Here is a 16,156-nt window from a genome sequence, read left to right as displayed (position 1 = left end):
GGCCTGATCCGGCATTTGTACCGCGCCCGCCGCCGGGCGGCCGGTATGATCGCCGCTCGCTCTCTTTCGTCTGCAGTCCCCCCCCGATGTCCGCCGGTCTCAATCTCGCCCAGCAGGAAGCCGTCAACTTCATGCAGGGCCCCTGCCTGGTGCTGGCCGGCGCCGGTTCCGGCAAGACGCGCGTCATCACGCACAAGATCGGCCGCCTGATCCAGGCCGGGCTGGAGCCGCAGCGGATCGCGGCCATCACCTTCACCAACAAGGCCGCCGCCGAAATGCGCGAGCGGGCCAAGAGCCTGATCGGGCGGGAGGCCAGGGGAGTGCTGATCTGCACCTTCCACGCGCTGGGCGTGCGCATGCTGCGCCAGGACGGCGACGTGCTGGGGCTGAAGAAGCAGTTCTCGATCCTGGACAGCGACGACGTCACCAGCATCCTGAAGGACGCCGGCGGCAGCGTCGATTCGGCCACCGCCCGCCAGTGGCAGTGGACCATCAGCCTGTGGAAGAACATGGGGCTGACTTCGGTGCAGGCCGAGGCCCAGGCCAAGGACGACAACGAGAAGATCATCGCCCGCGTGATGGCGCGCTACGAGGAGCGTCTGACGGCCTACCAGAGCGTCGACTTCGACGACCTGATCAAGCTGCCGCTCAAGCTGCTGCAGGAGCACGCCGAGGTGCGGGACAAGTGGCAGCAGCAGATGGGCCATGTGCTGGTGGACGAATACCAGGACACCAACGCCACCCAGTACGAGGTGCTCAAGCTGCTGGTCGGCGAGCGCGCGCGCTTCACCGCGGTGGGCGACGACGACCAGTCGATCTACGGCTGGCGCGGCGCCACGCTGGACAACCTCAAGCGGCTGCCGCTGGACTTCCCGCAGTTGAAGGTGGTTAAGCTGGAGCAGAACTACCGCTCCACCAGCGCGATCCTGCGGGCCGCCAACAACGTGATCGGGCCGAACCCCAAGCTGTTTCCCAAGACGCTGTTCTCCGAACTGGGCGAGGGCGAGCCGGTGCGCGTGGTCGACGCCGACAACGAGGAGCACGAGGCCGAGCGGGTGGTCGCCCGCATCCAGTCGGCACGCGCCAACGGCGCCACCGAAGGCGGCGGCGGCCAGGTGCAGGAGTGGAAGAACTTCGCGGTGCTCTATCGCGCCAACCACCAGGCCCGCACCTTCGAGAAGGCGCTGCGCAAGGCGGCCATCCCGTACAAGGTGTCGGGCGGCCAGAGCTTCTTCGACCGCGCCGAGATCAAGGACCTGTGCGCCTGGCTGCGGCTGTGGGTGAACAACGACGACGACCCGGCCTTCCTGCGCTCGATCACCACGCCCAAGCGCGGCATCGGCCACACCACGCTGCAGAACCTGGGCGAGTTCGCCGGCAAGTACAGGCTGAGCCTGTTCGCGTCGCTGTTCTCGCCCTCGCTCGGCTCGGTGCTGCCGGCCAAGGCGGTGGGCAGCCTGCACGAATTCGGCCGCTACGTGAACGACCTGGAGTTCCGGGCCCGCCAGACCGAGGGCTACGAGGCGGCGCACGCCTTCCTGCTGGAATGGCTCAAGGACATCGATTACGAGAAGCACCTGTTCGACGGCGAGGACAGCGAGAAGCTGGCGGCGTCCCGCTGGACCAACGTGCTGGACTTTTGCGACTGGATGGCCAAGCGCTGCGGCGGCGAGATCGACGACACGGCCGGCGTCAGCATCGCCAGCGAGAAGAAGACCCTGCTGGAAGTGGCGCAGACCATCGCCTTGCTGTCCACCATCAGCGAACGCGAGACCGACCAGAACGTGGTGACGCTGTCGACGCTGCATGCGGCCAAGGGCCTGGAGTGGCCGCACGTGATGCTGGTGGGCGTGACCGAAGGCCTGCTGCCGTTCAAGCTTGGGGATGACGACAACCCCACCGGCCGCGCCGACGGCCCGATGTCCGAAGGCATCCTGCAGCGGCTGCAGGAAGAGCGGCGCCTGATGTACGTGGGCATCACGCGCGCGCAGCGGTCGCTCGCGGTGAGCTGGACCAAGAAGCGCAAGAAGGGCCGCGAGATGATCGCCGCCCAGCCCAGCCGCTTCATCGCGGAGATGGCGCTGGAAAAGGCGAGCACCCGCGAGGACCCGCGCGAGAAGCTCAAGGCGCTGCGGGCGGAGTTCGCCAAGAAGGCGCTGGAATCGGCGGCGGCCGCCGCTGCCTCGCAAGCCGCGCCATGAAGACGGCGCTGGTGCTGGCCGTTTGCCTGGCGGCAGCCCAGGCACGGGCCGGCACGGCCGGCGAGTTGCAGACGCCCTGCCCCAGCCCCGGCGAAATCACGCAGCGCCACCTGCTGGGCCTGTGGCGCGCCAGTTTCGACGGCCTGCAGCAGGGCGCGACCCTGCTGCTGGAGCGCCATCCGGAACTGGCCGAGAGCGTGCGCGGCGCCATCGACCGCGACGGCCGGCAGGCGCTGGTGGCCGGCGACGTCGACGACGGCGAGTTCACGCTGGAGGAATCGGTGGACGGCGTGCACATCGACGCCATCTGGAGCGGCACCGTGATCGACGGCTCCTGCGGGCTGGAGATTCGTGGCGACTGGCAGCGCGCCGCCGGACCGGCGCCGCGCCCCTTCGTGCTGCGCAAGCTCCCATAATCGCCCCCATGCTCCGCTCCTGCCTGCGCGCCGCCGTCTTGTGCATCGCCTTGCCGGCTGCCGCCACCGACAGCGCCGGCTGGCAGGCCTGCATGGCGCTGGCCGATGCCGGCGCCCGGCTCGCCTGCTTCGACCGCTGGGCGCAATCGGCGGCGCCGGCCCAGCCCGCAGCCGTGCCCGAGCCCGTCCCGCAGCAGCCGCAGCCGGTCGCGCAAGCGCCGGCGGCTGGCCCCCCGTCGGCGGGCGGCTGCCACGACCGCCGTTCCACCGAGCTGTCGCGCTTCTGGGAGCTGGAGGCGGCCAGCGACTGCGGCACCTTCGACATCCGCGGCTACCGCGCGATCAGCCTGTCGGTGGTCAAGGGCAACGTGGTCAACACCGAACCCAAGTCCGGCAACCCGGCCAACAGCGCGCCGACGGCGCAGGATTACGGCACCACCGAAACCCGGCTGCAGCTGTCGGTGCGCACCAAGCTGGCCGCCAACCTGCTCACCCGCGCCAATCCGGCGATCAGCGATTCGCTGTGGTTCGGGTACACGCAGCAGTCCTACTGGCAGGTGTTCAACGGCGGCATCTCGCGGCCGTTCCGCAGCACCGACCACGAGCCGGAACTGATCTACGTCTACCCGAGCGACTACACCATGCCGGCCGGCTGGCGCCTGCGCTACACCGGGCTGGGCGTGGTGCACCAGTCCAACGGCCAGACGCTGCCGCTGTCGCGCAGCTGGAACCGCGTGTACCTGATGGCCGGGGCCGAGCACGCCCGCGGGGTGCGGCTGCAGGGCCGGGTCTGGCGCCGCCTGCCCGAGAGCAGCGACGACAACCCCGGCATCAGCGATTACATCGGCCGCGCCGAACTGGTCGCCAGCTGGGACGTGAACCGGCAGAACGTGCTGGCCGCCACGCTGCGCCACTCGCTCAGCCACTCCAGCCGCGGCTCGCTGCGGCTCGAATGGCTGCGCGCCATCGGCACCGACAGCCGCGGCGCGCCGGCCGGCCTGCGGCTGCACACGCAGCTGTTCAGCGGCTACGGCGACAGCCTGCTCGATTACAACTTCCGCCGCACGGTGCTTAGCGTGGGGCTGAGCCTGGTGGACTGGTAGCGCGTTTCAATCCTCGCCGCGCATGCTGCGCGCGGCCGGCGTCGCGGAGAACAGGCCATTGGGCGACTGCTGCCACTGCCAGCCGCCGAACGCGAGGACCGCCAGCAACAGCACGATGGCGAGCCAGACGCGGTTGGCTTTCACCAGGTCCGGCCCGGGCGCGGCGGTGCGCCCCGTGACCATGGGCGCGGCCAGGTTCTGGCGCCGCAGCAGGCTCATGGCCACGACCAGCCCCACATGGGCCAGGGCCACCGCCAGGAAGGCGTTGCCGAAGAATTCATGCGCCTCCTCCAGCGCATGGCCGCCCCAGTCGTTGAACGTCGCATAGCCGCTCAGGGTCAGCGGCAGCACCAGCAGCAGCAGGGACGCCAGGGCCAGCGCCATCAGCAGGTGCTGCCCCTGGCGCCACTGGCCGGGCGCCCGCCAGCCGGACCGCAGCCACGCGGGCACGCCCGCGAGCCTGCGCCAGAGCGCGCCGAGCCGGAGCTGGCGCGGCCCGACCAGGCCATACAGCAGCCGGAACGCCAGCAAGCCGCCAAGGGTGTAGCCGAGCGTGACGTGCAGCAGGCGCAAGTGCTCGCTCTCAGCCGTCGCATAGGCGCCGGTGAAGCTCAGGGCGAACAGCCAGTGGAACATGCGCGTCGGCGCGTCGTTGACCCGGCGGCCGGGCGCCCGGGCCCGCGGCTCGGCCCGGGCGGACGGCGTGAGCTGGGACGATGTGGTCATGGTGGGTGGTCCTTCGTTGAAGCGGGTGATCAGTCGTTCCACGCGCGTTGCTGCCCGGGCGCCAGGCCCGCCGGCATGCGCAGGGCGTGCTCGTCGAAGCTGCCGCGTTCCGCGCCGGAGTGGCAAGCGGCGCAATTCGAGGCTGTCCTGACCGACGCCAGCTTCCAGGTCGCCGCGTCGACCTTGCGGTGCTTGCGTTCGAACCAGGGCGAGCGCGTGATGCGGTCCTGTGGCGGCTCGGCGCCGGCGCGCTGGCCGGTGCCGGCATTGGCCTGCAGCCAGCGCGAAAGGTGCTGCACCGTGGCGGCGTCCAGCGACGCATCGGTGCCGAAGTGCCGGTCGAGCCCCGCCATCAGCCGCTGCCACGAAGGCGCGGGCAGCAGGCCGGGCGGGTAGGCCATGTGGCAGGAGGCGCATTCGGCGCCGTAGGCAGGCGGTACGGCGCCGGGCATCGCGCGGCCGCCGTCGGCATGGGCGGTCAGGCCCGTCAGGACCAGGCAGGCCGCAGACGCAAGCCGCAGCATGATGGAGGAAGTTGGCATGGAGTGCTCCAGATGGGGATGGGACGGATCAGGGCCTGAGCGCCAGGAGATACGCCAGCACGTCGGCCTTCTCGCCGGCTGTGCATTCGCGGCCGGCGACGTCCTTGCAGTTGCGCCGGAACCACTTGTCGACCTTCGCCGACTCCGTGAAAGCGCGGGGGTTGAAGGCCGGCGCCAGCGGGTCGATCGGCTTGCCGGTGCTGGCGTGCTTGCCGGTGCTGGTGTGCGGAGCGCCATGGCAGGACGAGCAGGACCAATCGGCCCCGTGGCGTGCCGTGAAGAACGCCTTGCCTCGCTCGGCCTGGCCCGGGCTGGCCGCCTGCGCGCTCCAGTGGGCGAGCTGCTGCGCCGGCGACGTGTCCACCGCCTGCGCCGCGCCTGCCAGCAGCGCTGCGGCCAGTGCAAGCGCGCTCGGTTTGATCGAGATCATGGGTTGGCTCCTTCTGTGTGGCGGGTGCTTGTGTTGCATGGGAGGATTGTTGAAAACCGCGTTTGAACCGGAGCTGAAGCCGCTGTTCATCCCCGGTTCAGGAACGTTTGCGCACACTCGCCGAATGCCGTCCGTCACTGCCGCCGCCACCGCCGCGCTCGTCCTGTGCGCCGTGCTGGTGCTGCCCGCGCGAGCCGGCGAGAAAGACCACGAACGCGCCCTCCAGGCGCTGCAGGCCGGCCAGGTGTTGCCGTTGCCGACGGCGCTGGAGCGGCTGGCGCGCGAGCAGCCGGGGCAGGTGCTGGAGGTGGAGCTGGAGCAGGAAGGCGGCGTCTGGATTTACGAGATCAAGCTGCTGAGAGCGGACGGCCGCCTGCTGAAGGTCAAGCTGGACGCGCGCTCCGGGTCACTGCTGCGGTCCGGGCCGCGGGACGGCGGACGCTGAGGGCCGGCCCGCGATGCGCATCCTCCTGGTGGAAGACGACCCCGGCCTGCGCGAGGAGCTGCGCGGCGCCCTGCAGGAGGCCGGTTACGCCGTCGATGTCGCCACCGACGGCCGCACCGCCCTGCACCTGGGGTCGACCGAGCCTTTCGACGCCGTGGTGCTGGACCTGGGACTGCCGCAGCTCGACGGACTCACCGTGCTGGCGCGCTGGCGCGATGCGGGTCGCTCGATGCCGGTCCTGATCCTCACTGCGCGCGACAACTGGCACGAAAAGGTCTCCGGCATCGATGCCGGCGCCGACGACTACCTGACCAAGCCGTTCCACGCCGAGGAGCTGCTGGCGCGCCTGCGCGCCCTGATCCGCCGCGCCAGCGGCATGGCGTCGCCCGTGCTGCGCTGCGCCGACCTGATGCTGGACACGCGCAGGGGCCGGGTCACGGTCGGCGGCCATGCGGTCGCGCTCACCGGCCACGAGTACAGGCTGCTCGAATACCTGATGCACCGGCCGGACGTGCTGGTGTCGCGCACCGAGCTGACCGAACACCTGTACGCGCAGGACTTCGACCGCGACTCCAACACCATCGAGGTGTTCGTCGGCCGGCTGCGCAGGAAGCTGCCCTCGGTGCGGATCGAGACGGTGCGCGGCCTGGGCTACCGCCTGCTGGCGGCGTGATGGCGACGGCGCCGCAGCAACCGCGCTGGACCGGGTCGCTGCGCCTGCGCCTGCTGGTGGCCACCGTATGCGGTGTCGCGCTCGCGGTGCTGCTGGCCGGCATCGTCCTGGACAGCCTGTTTCGCGAGCACGTCTTGCGCCAGTTCTCCGCTTCGCTCTCCCAGCATCTGGACCAGCTGACCGCCCGCCTCGAGTTCGATGCGCAGGGCCGGCCGGTGATCGATCCGCAGTCGCTGTCGGATCCGCGCTGGCAGCGGCCGTACTCGGGGCTGTATTGGCAGGTCGACGAGGCCGGCGGCGCCGGTCCCGGCCAGGCGGCGGTACTGCGTTCGCGCTCGCTGTGGGACACGCGCCTGGTGCTGCCGGCCGACGCGTTGCCCGGAGGCGCCGTCCACGCGCACGAAGGCCGCGGCCCCGCCGATTCTTCGGTGCTGATGCTGGAGCGGACCGTGCAGTCGGACGCGCAGCCGGGCGCCCGCTGGCGCCTGGTTGTGGCGGCCGACCTGCACGAGGTGCGCGCCGCGACCAGCCGTTTCAGCGGCGTGCTGGCCCCGTCGCTCGCCGTGCTGCTGGTGCTGCTTGCGCTGGCCGCGTGGGCGCAGGTCGGCATCGGACTGAAGCCGCTGCGCGCGCTGCAGGACGCGGTGCAGGGAGTCCGCCAGGCCAGCGCGGGGCGCCTGCACGGGCGGTTTCCTTCCGAAGTCCAGCCCCTGGTGGACGACTTCAACGCCATCCTGGACGACCAGGCCGCCGGGCTGGCGCGGGCCCGCACCCACGCCGGCAACCTGGCGCACGCGCTGAAGACGCCGCTGTCGGTGATCGACCAGGCCGCCGCACGCGCGCTGCGCACGCATGACAGCGAGCTGGCGCGGGTGGTCCAGGAGCAACTGGGCCTGGCCATGCGCCAGATCGACTGGCACCTGGCGCGCTCGCGCGTCGCGGCGACGCGTCGCCTGCCGGGCCTGCGGACGCCGATCGGCCCGGCGATCGCGGGCCTGGTGCGGGTGATGGAACGCGTCCACGCGCAACGTGGCCTGCGCATCCGGGTCGCGCCCTGCGCGCAGCAGCTGTCCTTCGCCGGCGAGGCGCAGGACCTGCAGGAAATGCTGGGCAACCTGCTGGACAACGCCTGCAAGTGGGCCGCCGCCGAGGTGAAGGTGTGGGTGGAAGCGGCCGCGATCGACACGCGTGCCGCACTCGCCGTCCACATCGAGGACGACGGGCCAGGCATCGCCGCCGCGGACGTCGAAACGGTGCGCGCCAGGGGGGTCCGTGCCGACGAAACGGTGCCCGGCTCAGGGCTGGGCCTGGCGATCGTGCAGGACCTGGTGGGCCTGTACGGAGGACGGCTGGACCTGGAGCCGGCGGCGCCACGAGGCCTGCATGCGGTTCTGCTGCTGCCGGCGGCGGCGGTGCCCGGCAAGGCTCAGAGCGTGAACTCGTAGTCCACCGTGATCGGCGCGTGGTCGGAGAATTTCTCGGCCTTGTAGATCGACTCGCTGCGCGCCAGCGCCGCGATCGCGGGCGTCGCCAGGTGGTAGTCCAGCCGCCAGCCGACGTTCTTCGCATAGGCCTGGCCGCGGTTGCTCCACCACGTGTAGCAGTCCTCGGTGCTGTCCGGGCACAGCTTGCGGTAGACGTCGACCAGCCCGGTGTCCGCCAGGATCTTGGTCATCCAGGCCCGCTCTTGCGGCAGGAAGCCGCTGTTCTTGCGGTTGCTGCGCCAGTTCTTCAGGTCCTGCTCCCGGTGGGCGATGTTGACGTCGCCGCACAGGATGAACTCGCGCTGCGTCCTGAGCCGGGCCAGGTGCGGATCGAACTCGTCGAGGAACCTGAACTTGGCCTGCTGCCGCTCCTCGCCCGAGGACCCGCTGGGGAAATAGCAGCTGATCACCGAGAACTTGCGCTTGGGCGTGTCGAAGCGCAGCTCCACGTAGCGGCCCTCGGCGTCGAACTCCGGCGAGCCGTAGCCGACGATGACGTCGCTGGGCGCGTGTCTGGAGTAAACCGCGACGCCGGAGTAGCCCTTCTTCTGCGCGAAATGGAAGTGTCCCTTCAGGCCCGCCATCTCCTCGAAGCGGCCCTCCACGTCGGCTGCCTGCACCCTGACCTCCTGCACGCAAATACAATCGGGCCTGGCCTTGGCGATCCACGCTTCCACGCCCTTGCTGGCGGCCGAGCGCAGGCCGTTGAGGTTGAGGCTGGTGAGTTTGAACAAGGACATTCCCATGGTGGCAGGTGGCAGCCAGGATCCGCTGGCCCAGGAGTTCGTGCAGTTCGCCGTCGAATCGGGTGTCCTGCGCTTCGGCGAATTCAAGACGAAAGCCGGGCGGCTCTCCCCCTATTTTTTCAACGCCGGCCTGTTCGACGACGGCGCCAAGCTCGGTCGGCTGGCGCAATTCTATGCAAAGCGCATCCTGGCCTCGGGCATCGGCTTCGACATGCTGTTCGGGCCCGCGTACAAGGGAATCCCGCTGGCGGCGGCGGTCGCGATCGAACTGGCGCGGCTGGGACGCAACCTGCCCTATGCCTACAACCGCAAGGAAGCCAAGGACCACGGCGAAGGCGGTTCGCTGGTGGGCGCGCCGGTGCGCGGCCGGGTGCTGATCGTCGACGACGTGATGTCGGCCGGCACCGCGGTGCGCGAATCGATCGGCATCATCGAGGCGGCCGGCGCCCGCGCCCATGCGGTGGCGATCGCGCTGGACCGGCAGGAGATGGCCACCGACAACGGGGAGGATTCGCCCTACTCCGCCGTGCAATATGTCCGCGACCGGCTGGGGCTCGAGGTTTGCGCGATTGCACGGCTGTCGGATTTGCTCCAGTATCTGCAGCAGCACAGCGGCGACGCGATCGGCGCTCATTACCCGCAGGTGCTGGCTTATCGACAGCGCTACGGCGTGGAGTAAAGGGACCGACAAGTGGTGTTTGCGACCGTCCGGGTGGCCATCCTGGCTCCGCTGCTGGCTGCGCTCGCCGCACCGGTCCTGGCCGAAGGCGTCTACACCTGCACCGATGCCAAAGGGCGCCATCTCACCGCAGACCGTCCGATCCTCGAATGCATCGACCGCGAGCAGGTGGAACTGAGCTCCGGCGGCGTGCGCCGCAGGATCGGCCCGTCGCTGACTGCCGCCGAGCGCGCCGCGGAGGAAGAAAAGGTGCGCCGGCTGGAGGAAGACCGCAGCCGGCAGGCCGAGGAAAGGAAGCGCGAGAAGGCGCTGCTCACCCGCTACCCGAACCGCGCCGTGCACGACAAGGAGCGGGCGGAAGCGCTGACGATGGTGGACAGCGTCACGGCCGCCGCGCTCGTCCGCACCCGCGAATTGCAGGTGCAGCGCAAGTACCTGGACGGCGAGGTGGAGTTCTACAAGATCAATCCGTCGCGCACGCCGCCCAAGCTCAAGCGCCAGATCGAGGACGTGGACAAGCAGCTGGACGCGCAACGGCGCTTCGTGGCCAGCCAGGAGGTGGAGAAGGTGCGCGTGAACGCGCGCTTCGACGAGGAACTGTCGCGGCTGAAGCTGCTGTGGGCGCAGCAACAGGGCGCCGCTGCCGCATCCGCGGCGGCGCCGGTCCCGACCACCGTGGCCCGCGCCGCCTCCGCTAGCCGGCCAGCTTCTTCTTCAGCAACTCGTTGACCTGGGCCGGGTTGGCCTTGCCCTTGCTGGCCTTCATGGCCTGGCCGACCAGCGCGTTGAACGCCTTTTCCTTGCCGGCCTTGAACTGCGCCACGTTGTCGGCGTTGGCGGCCAGCACGTCGTCGATGATCTTTTCCAGCGCGCCGGTGTCGCTCATCTGCTTGAGGCCCTTGGCTTCGATGACGGCGTCCACGTCCTTGCCCTCGCCGCTCCACAGCGCATCGAACACCTGGCGGGCCGCGTTGTTCGAGATCGTGCCGTCCGCAATCCGGTTGATCAAGGCCGCCAGCGCCTTGGCATCGACCGGCGCCTGCTCGATCGTCGTGTCGCCGGCATTGAGCCGCCGCGACAGCTCGCCCATGATCCAGTTGCTGGCCAGCTTGGCTTGGCCGCTGGCCTTGGCCGCGGCCTCGAAATAGGCCGCCATGGCCTTGCTCTGCGTCAGCGTGGTGGCGTCGTATTCCGGCAGGCCGTAGTCGGCGACGAAGCGCGCCGCCATCACGCGCGGCAGCTCCGCCATCTCGGAGCGCACCCGCTCCACCCATTCGGGCGCCACCACCAGCGGCGGCAGGTCCGGGTCCGGGAAGTAGCGATAGTCCGCCGCGTCTTCCTTGGTCCGCATCGCGCGCGTCTCGCCGGTGTCGGGGTCGAACAGCACGGTGGCCTGCTGGATCGCGCGGCCGTCCTCGATCTCGGCGATCTGCCAGCGGATCTCGTAGTCGATCGCCTGCTGCATGAACTTGAAGCTGTTGAGGTTCTTGATCTCGCGCCGCGTGCCCAGCGGGGCGCCGGGCCTGCGCACCGAGACGTTGGCGTCGCAGCGGAACGACCCCTCCTGCATGTTGCCGTCGCAGATGCCGATCCAGGTCACGATCTTGTGCAGTTCCTTCGCATAGGCCACCGCCTCGTCGGAGGAGCGCATGTCGGGCTCGGTGACGATCTCCAGCAGCGGCGTGCCGGCGCGGTTCAGGTCGATGCCCGACATGCCCACGAAGTCCTCGTGCAGCGACTTGCCGGCGTCTTCCTCGAGGTGGGCGCGCACCAGCCGCACCGACTTCTTTTCCAGAACCGCCTGTCCTGAGCCTGTCGAAGGAAGGAAGAACTCCACGCTGCCGCCCTGCACCACCGGGATCTCGAACTGGCTGATCTGGTAGCCCTTGGGCAGGTCGGGATAGAAGTAGTTCTTGCGCGCGAACACGCTTTGCGGCGCGATCGTCGCGTTCACCGCCAGCCCGAACTCGATCGCGCGCTCCACCGCGCCCTTGTTCATCACCGGCAGCGTGCCAGGAAGGGCGAGGTCGACCGGTGCGGCCTGGGTATTGGGCTCGGCGCCGAAGGCGGTCGATGCGCGGCTGAAGATCTTCGACTGCGTGGACAGCTGGGTGTGGGTCTCGAAGCCGATCACGACCTCATACCCCTGGATTAGTCTTGAGCTCATGGTCAGAAACCTTCCGGCTTGCGAAGGTGGAAATCGGTCGCCTGCTGGAACTTGTGGGCCGCGTTCAGCAGCCTGGCCTCGCCGAAGTAATTGCCAAGCAGCTGCAACCCCACCGGCATGCCGCCGGCGCCGAAGCCGGCCGGCAGGCTCATGCCGGGCAGGCCGGCCAGCGAGCCGGGCAGCGTGAAGATGTCGGCCAGGTAGTTGGCCACCGGGTCGCTCTTCTCGCCCAGCTTCCAGGCGACGGTGGGCGCCACCGGGCCGGCGATGACGTCGCACTGCTTGAATGCCTGCTGGAAATCGTCGGCGATCATGCGGCGGATCTTCTGCGCCTGCAGGTAGTAGGCGTCGTAGTAGCCGTGCGACAGCACATAGGTGCCGATCATGATGCGGCGCTTGACCTCGTCGCCGAAGCCTTCGGCGCGGGTCTTCTTGTACATCTCCAGCAGGTCGCCGTAGTCCCTGGCGCGGTGGCCGAACTTGACGCCGTCGAACCGCGACAGGTTGGAGGACGCCTCGGCCGGGGCGATGATGTAGTAGACGGGGATCGACAGCTCGGTGCGCGGCAGCGAGATGTCCACCAGCGTCGCGCCCAGCTTCACGTACTGCTGCAGCGCGGCCTCGATGGCGGCGCGCACGTCCGGCGCCAGCCCTTCGCCGAAGAATTCCTTCGGCACGCCGATGCGCAGACCGTCGATGGAGCCGTCGAGGGAACGGGAAAAGTCTTCCGCCGGCAGGTCCAGCGAGGTGGAATCGCGGTCTGGGTCCGGGCCGACGATCGCCGACAGCAGCAGCGCACAGTCCTGGGCGGTGCGCGCCATCGCGCCGGCCTGGTCCAGGCTGGAGGCGAAGGCGATCATCCCGTAGCGCGACGCCCGGCCATAGGTGGGCTTGATGCCGGTGATGCCGGTGAAGGACGCGGGCTGGCGGATCGAGCCGCCGGTGTCGGTGCCGGTGGCGGCCGGCGCCAGCCGGGCGGCCACCGCCACAGCGCTGCCGCCGGAGGAGCCGCCGGGAATGCGCGACGGGTCCCAGGGGTTGAGCACCGGCTTGAACGCCGAATTCTCGTTGGACGATCCCATCGCGAATTCGTCGCAATTGAGCTTGCCCAGGGTCACCATGCCGGCGTCGGCGAGCTGGCGCACCACGGTGGCGTCGAAAGGCGACAGATAGCCCTCGAGCATCTTCGAGCCGGCCGTGGTCGGGAAATCGCGGGTGACGAAGATGTCCTTGTGGGCGATCGGCACCCCCAGCAGCGGCGAGCGCTCGCCGGCCGCGAGGCGCCGGTCGGCCGCCGCGGCCTGGGCAAGCGTCACATCCTCGTTGGTCGAAAGATACGCCCCGAGCTTCTCGTTCGCCTTGCCGCGGGCCAGGAAATGGCGCGCCGCCTCCATCGCGGAGACGTCCTTGCTGCGCAGCCTGGCGGCCAGTTCGGCCACCGTCAGGTCGTGCAGGGCGCTCATTCGATCACCTTGGGCACCAGGAACAGGCCGGCCTCCCGGGCCGGGGCGTTGCGCATGTTGGCCTCGCGGTCGATCACCTCGGTGGCGCGGTCTTCCCGCAGCCGCAAGGAGATCGCCTGCACCGTTGCGACCGGATGGGCCAGCGGCTCGATGCCCGTGGTGTCCACGGCCCGCATCTGTTCGACGATGTCGAAGAAGCCGTTGATCTGCGTCAGCATGCGCTCGCTTTCTTCAGGGCGCAGTTGCAGCCGCGCGAGGTTGGCGATGCGGTCGATGTCTTGGGAACTGAGGGACATGGTGAAGAACGTTGGCGCGCCGACACATGTAAGCGCATATTTCGGGCGGCGACGGCCCGGGGATTCACAGGGGATCGGGTATTATCCCGCCTTTAGTGCAGCACCTGCGAACGGCGTTGTACGACGGACAAAATCGGCCCGGAGGGGCCGAAAAAACTGGGGTCTTCGGGCCAATCCATTGATCGATAAAAAGGCAGCGGCTGGCACTGCCGCCCATGCCCGCGAGAGGACTTCCTGATGTTCGGAGCGTTTCGTCGGTATTTTTCCACCGACCTGGCCATTGACCTGGGCACCGCCAATACCCTCATCTTCGTTCGCGACAAGGGCATCGTGCTGGACGAACCATCGGTGGTCGCGATCCGCCACGAAGGCGGCCCCCAGGGCAAGAAGACCATCCAGGCAGTCGGCCGCGAAGCCAAGGCAATGCTCGGCAAGGTTCCCGGCAACATCGAGGCGATCCGCCCGATGAAGGACGGCGTGATCGCCGACTTCACCGTCACCGAGCAGATGCTCAAGCAGTTCATCAAGATGGTCCATCCCCGGTCCGTCCTCAAGCCCAGCCCCCGCATCATCATCTGCGTGCCCTGCGGCTCCACCCAGGTGGAGCGCCGGGCCATCCGCGAATCGGCGCTGGGCGCCGGCGCCTCCGAGGTGTACCTGATCGAGGAGCCGATGGCGGCGGCGATCGGCGCCGGCCTGCCGGTCTCCGAAGCCTCCGGCTCGATGGTGGTCGACATCGGCGGCGGCACCACCGAGGTCGGCGTGATCTCGCTGGGCGGCATGGTCTACAAGGGCAGCGTGCGGGTGGGCGGCGACAAGTTCGACGAAGCCATCATCAGCTACATCCGCCGCAACTACGGCATGCTGATCGGCGAGCCGACGGCCGAAGCGATCAAGAAGAACATCGGCTCGGCCTTCCCCGGCAGCGAAGTCAAGGAAATGGAAGTCAAGGGCCGCAACCTCTCCGAAGGCGTGCCGCGCTCGTTCACGATCTCCTCCAACGAAATCCTGGAAGCGCTCACCGACCCGCTGAACAACATCGTCTCGGCGGTGAAGAACGCGCTGGAGCAGACGCCGCCCGAACTGGGCGCGGACATCGCCGAGCGCGGCATGATGCTGACCGGCGGCGGCGCCCTGCTGCGCGACCTGGACCGGCTGCTGGCGGAGGAAACCGGGCTGCCGGTGCTGGTGGCCGAGGATCCGTTGACCTGCGTGGTGCGGGGCTGCGGCATCGCGCTGGAGCGCATGGACCGGCTCGGCTCGATCTTCACCAGCGAATAACCCGCCCCCGGAGCAGCGATGCCACTCGGTACGCTGGACAGAACCCCACCGCCGTTTTTCCGGCAGGGCGCCTCGGCCCTGTCCAAGCTCATGGTCTGCAGCGCGCTGGCGCTGTTCCTGATGGTGGCCGACGCCCGCTTCAAGGTCACCCAGCCGGTGCGCGCAGCGATCGCGACGGTCCTGTATCCGGTGCAGCTGGTCGCGATGGGCCCGGTCAAGCTGCTCAAGAATGCGGAAAGCTACTTCGAATCGCTCAAGTCGGCGCAGGCCAGCGAGGAGGCGGCCCGCGTGAAGCTGGCCCTGCAATCGCAGCGCGCCAGCCAGGTGGAGCAGCTGGCGCAGGAGAACGCCCGCCTGCGCAACCTGCTGGGGCTGCGCGAACGCATCACGACGCCGGCCGAGGCCGCCGAGGTTCTTTATGACGCCGCCGATCCCTACACCCGCAAGGTGATCATCGACAAGGGGATGACGCAGGGCATCGAGGCCGGCTCGCCGGTGATCGACGAATCCGGCGTGCTGGGCCAGGTGACGCGGGTCCACCCGCTGATCAGCGAAGTGACGCTGGTGACGGACCGCGACCACGCCATCCCGGTGCTCAATGCCCGCACCGGCGCCCGCAGCGTGGCCTTCGGCGACCCGATCACCCGCGGCGGCTCGCTGGAACTGCGCTTCATGGCCGGCAATGCCGACGTCCAGGCCGGCGACATCCTCACCACCAGCGGGGTGGACGGCGTCTATCCGCCGGGCCTGCCGGTGGCCAAGGTGGTCAGCGTGGAGCGGCGCGCCGACTCGGCCTTCGCCCGCATCTCCTGCGCGCCGCAGGCGCTGGTCGACGGTGCCCGCCACGTGATGGTGCTCAAGCCGGTGGCGGTGCAGATCCCGGCGCGGCCGGCGCCCGACGAGGTGCCGCCGGCCAAGCGGGGAGGACGCAAATGATCATGCGTCCCGGCCAGCAGCTGCTGCTGCCGGCCAATCCCTTCTTCATCTGGGGCAGCCTGCTGCTGGCGCTGATCGTCAACATGCTGCCGCTGGGCCGCACGCCGTGGATTCCCGACATCGTGGCGGTGGCGCTGGTGTTCTGGAGCGTGCACCAGCCGCAGCGGGTCGGCATCGGCGTGGCCTTCTTCTTCGGCTTGTGCATGGACGTGCACCAGGCTTCGCTGCTGGGCCAGCACGCGCTGTCGTACACCGCGCTGAGCTTCTTCGCGATCACGATCCACCGGCGCCTGCTGTGGTTCTCGGTGCCGTCGCAGGCGGTGCAGGTGCTGCCGCTGTTCGCCGCCGCCCACGCGATCGAGCTGGCGCTGCGGATGCTGTCCGGGAGCGCCTTCCCGGGCCTGAACATCCTGCTGGCGCCGCTGCTGGAAGCGGTGCTCTGGCCGGTGATCAGTGTCATTTTGTTGGCGCCCCAGCGCCGCGCGCCCGACCCGGACGAAAATAGGCCTCTATGAGACCTTGTGGGACAGACCTGGGGCGCGCGCGTCAGCGCAGAGCACTGCTCTGT

General features: G+C 69.3%; 18 protein-coding genes. 11 read left to right on the top strand and 7 right to left on the bottom strand.

The annotated features are described in order from the left end of the window. Positions 1 to 86 precede the first annotated feature (86 nt). The 3 genes from ACFPOE_RS06575 to ACFPOE_RS06565 are packed head-to-tail and all read left to right on the top strand — an operon-like array spanning position 87 to position 3,720. Positions 87 to 2,201, top strand: coding sequence for an ATP-dependent helicase (locus tag ACFPOE_RS06575; protein WP_376849213.1), 2,115 nt, complete (start codon positions 87 to 89; stop codon positions 2,199 to 2,201). Continuing rightward, entirely contained in the window at positions 2,198 to 2,617 is a 420-nt protein-coding gene (locus tag ACFPOE_RS06570; protein WP_376849212.1) for a hypothetical protein, read from the top strand. Before ACFPOE_RS06575 ends, ACFPOE_RS06570 begins: the two co-directional genes overlap by 4 nt. Before the next feature lie 8 nt (positions 2,618 to 2,625). Beyond that, complete coding sequence (locus ACFPOE_RS06565) at positions 2,626 to 3,720, top strand: phospholipase A (protein ID WP_376849211.1); 1,095 nt, start codon at positions 2,626 to 2,628, stop codon at positions 3,718 to 3,720. A gap of 6 nt (positions 3,721 to 3,726) precedes the next feature. Here ACFPOE_RS06565 and ACFPOE_RS06560 read toward each other — a convergent pair whose 3' ends face one another. Genes ACFPOE_RS06560 through ACFPOE_RS06550 form a run of 3 tightly spaced genes read right to left on the bottom strand, consistent with a single transcriptional unit; the run spans position 3,727 to position 5,418 of the window. Further along, positions 3,727 to 4,446 (bottom strand): cytochrome b/b6 domain-containing protein, encoded by a 720-nt coding sequence (locus ACFPOE_RS06560; RefSeq protein ID WP_376849210.1) that lies wholly within the window; start codon positions 4,444 to 4,446, stop codon positions 3,727 to 3,729. Positions 4,447 to 4,475: 29 nt separating this feature from the next. Next, positions 4,476 to 4,988, bottom strand: coding sequence for a diheme cytochrome c (locus tag ACFPOE_RS06555; RefSeq protein ID WP_376849209.1), 513 nt, complete (start codon positions 4,986 to 4,988; stop codon positions 4,476 to 4,478). Between the two features lie 28 nt (positions 4,989 to 5,016). Beyond that, entirely contained in the window at positions 5,017 to 5,418 is a 402-nt protein-coding gene (locus ACFPOE_RS06550) for a DUF1924 domain-containing protein (RefSeq protein WP_376849208.1), read from the bottom strand. A gap of 49 nt (positions 5,419 to 5,467) precedes the next feature. On the opposite strand from ACFPOE_RS06550, the gene ACFPOE_RS06545 reads away from it, so the two are divergent. The 3 genes from ACFPOE_RS06545 to ACFPOE_RS06535 are packed head-to-tail and all read left to right on the top strand — an operon-like array spanning position 5,468 to position 7,981. Beyond that, the gene (locus tag ACFPOE_RS06545) at positions 5,468 to 5,863 is read left to right on the top strand and encodes a PepSY domain-containing protein (RefSeq protein ID WP_376849207.1); all 396 of its coding nucleotides are present in this window, start codon (positions 5,468 to 5,470) and stop codon (positions 5,861 to 5,863) included. Between the two features lie 13 nt (positions 5,864 to 5,876). Next, entirely contained in the window at positions 5,877 to 6,536 is a 660-nt protein-coding gene (locus ACFPOE_RS06540; protein ID WP_376849206.1) for a response regulator transcription factor, read from the top strand. Then, complete coding sequence (locus ACFPOE_RS06535) at positions 6,536 to 7,981, top strand: sensor histidine kinase (RefSeq protein WP_376849205.1); 1,446 nt, start codon at positions 6,536 to 6,538, stop codon at positions 7,979 to 7,981. Before ACFPOE_RS06540 ends, ACFPOE_RS06535 begins: the two co-directional genes overlap by 1 nt. On the opposite strand, the gene ACFPOE_RS06530 is transcribed toward ACFPOE_RS06535, so the two are convergent. Continuing rightward, positions 7,963 to 8,754 carry an exodeoxyribonuclease III gene (locus ACFPOE_RS06530; RefSeq protein WP_376849276.1) on the bottom strand — a complete coding sequence of 264 codons (792 nt, stop codon included), beginning with the start codon at positions 8,752 to 8,754 and terminating at the stop codon, positions 7,963 to 7,965. The two genes, ACFPOE_RS06535 and ACFPOE_RS06530, sit on opposite strands and share 19 nt — an antisense overlap. Before the next feature lie 10 nt (positions 8,755 to 8,764). Between ACFPOE_RS06530 and pyrE the strand changes: the two genes are divergently transcribed. Both pyrE and ACFPOE_RS06520 read left to right on the top strand, forming a co-directional pair. After that, a complete protein-coding gene (pyrE, locus tag ACFPOE_RS06525; protein WP_376849204.1) occupies positions 8,765 to 9,445 on the top strand; it encodes an orotate phosphoribosyltransferase in 681 nt (226 codons plus the stop codon). A 15-nt stretch (positions 9,446 to 9,460) separates the two neighbouring features. Next, a complete protein-coding gene (locus ACFPOE_RS06520; RefSeq protein ID WP_376849203.1) occupies positions 9,461 to 10,174 on the top strand; it encodes a DUF4124 domain-containing protein in 714 nt (237 codons plus the stop codon). Here the strand turns inward: ACFPOE_RS06520 and gatB are convergent. Genes gatB through gatC form a run of 3 tightly spaced genes read right to left on the bottom strand, consistent with a single transcriptional unit; the run spans position 10,140 to position 13,371 of the window. Continuing rightward, positions 10,140 to 11,612, bottom strand: a complete 1,473-nt coding sequence (gene gatB / locus ACFPOE_RS06515; protein WP_376849202.1) for an Asp-tRNA(Asn)/Glu-tRNA(Gln) amidotransferase subunit GatB — start codon at positions 11,610 to 11,612, stop codon at positions 10,140 to 10,142. The two genes, ACFPOE_RS06520 and gatB, sit on opposite strands and share 35 nt — an antisense overlap. 2 nt (positions 11,613 to 11,614) lie before the next feature. Next, positions 11,615 to 13,075, bottom strand: coding sequence for an Asp-tRNA(Asn)/Glu-tRNA(Gln) amidotransferase subunit GatA (gene gatA / locus ACFPOE_RS06510; protein ID WP_376849201.1), 1,461 nt, complete (start codon positions 13,073 to 13,075; stop codon positions 11,615 to 11,617). Further along, on the bottom strand, positions 13,072 to 13,371 hold the full coding sequence (gene gatC, locus ACFPOE_RS06505; RefSeq protein ID WP_376849200.1) for an Asp-tRNA(Asn)/Glu-tRNA(Gln) amidotransferase subunit GatC: 300 nt from the start codon (positions 13,369 to 13,371) through the stop codon (positions 13,072 to 13,074). The genes gatA and gatC overlap by 4 nt, the downstream gene beginning before the upstream one ends. A 237-nt stretch (positions 13,372 to 13,608) precedes the next feature. Here gatC and ACFPOE_RS06500 point away from each other — a divergent pair, with 237 nt between their 5' ends. From ACFPOE_RS06500 to mreD, 3 genes are read left to right on the top strand one after another with little or no spacing between them, the layout of a single operon-like run. Beyond that, positions 13,609 to 14,652, top strand: coding sequence for a rod shape-determining protein (locus ACFPOE_RS06500; protein ID WP_376849199.1), 1,044 nt, complete (start codon positions 13,609 to 13,611; stop codon positions 14,650 to 14,652). 18 nt (positions 14,653 to 14,670) lie between these two features. Continuing rightward, entirely contained in the window at positions 14,671 to 15,588 is a 918-nt protein-coding gene (mreC, locus tag ACFPOE_RS06495; RefSeq protein WP_376849198.1) for a rod shape-determining protein MreC, read from the top strand. After that, positions 15,585 to 16,103: a rod shape-determining protein MreD gene (gene mreD, locus ACFPOE_RS06490; RefSeq protein ID WP_376849197.1), complete on the top strand. Its 519-nt coding sequence runs from the start codon at positions 15,585 to 15,587 to the stop codon at positions 16,101 to 16,103. Before mreC ends, mreD begins: the two co-directional genes overlap by 4 nt. Positions 16,104 to 16,156 lie beyond the last annotated feature (53 nt).

Origin of the sequence: Caenimonas terrae (genome assembly GCF_042655405.1) — a bacterium.
Classification (GTDB): domain Bacteria; phylum Pseudomonadota; class Gammaproteobacteria; order Burkholderiales; family Burkholderiaceae_C; genus Ramlibacter; species Ramlibacter terrae_A.
Note: the sequence above shows the minus strand (reverse complement) of the source record. Positions and strands in the feature narration are given on the sequence as shown.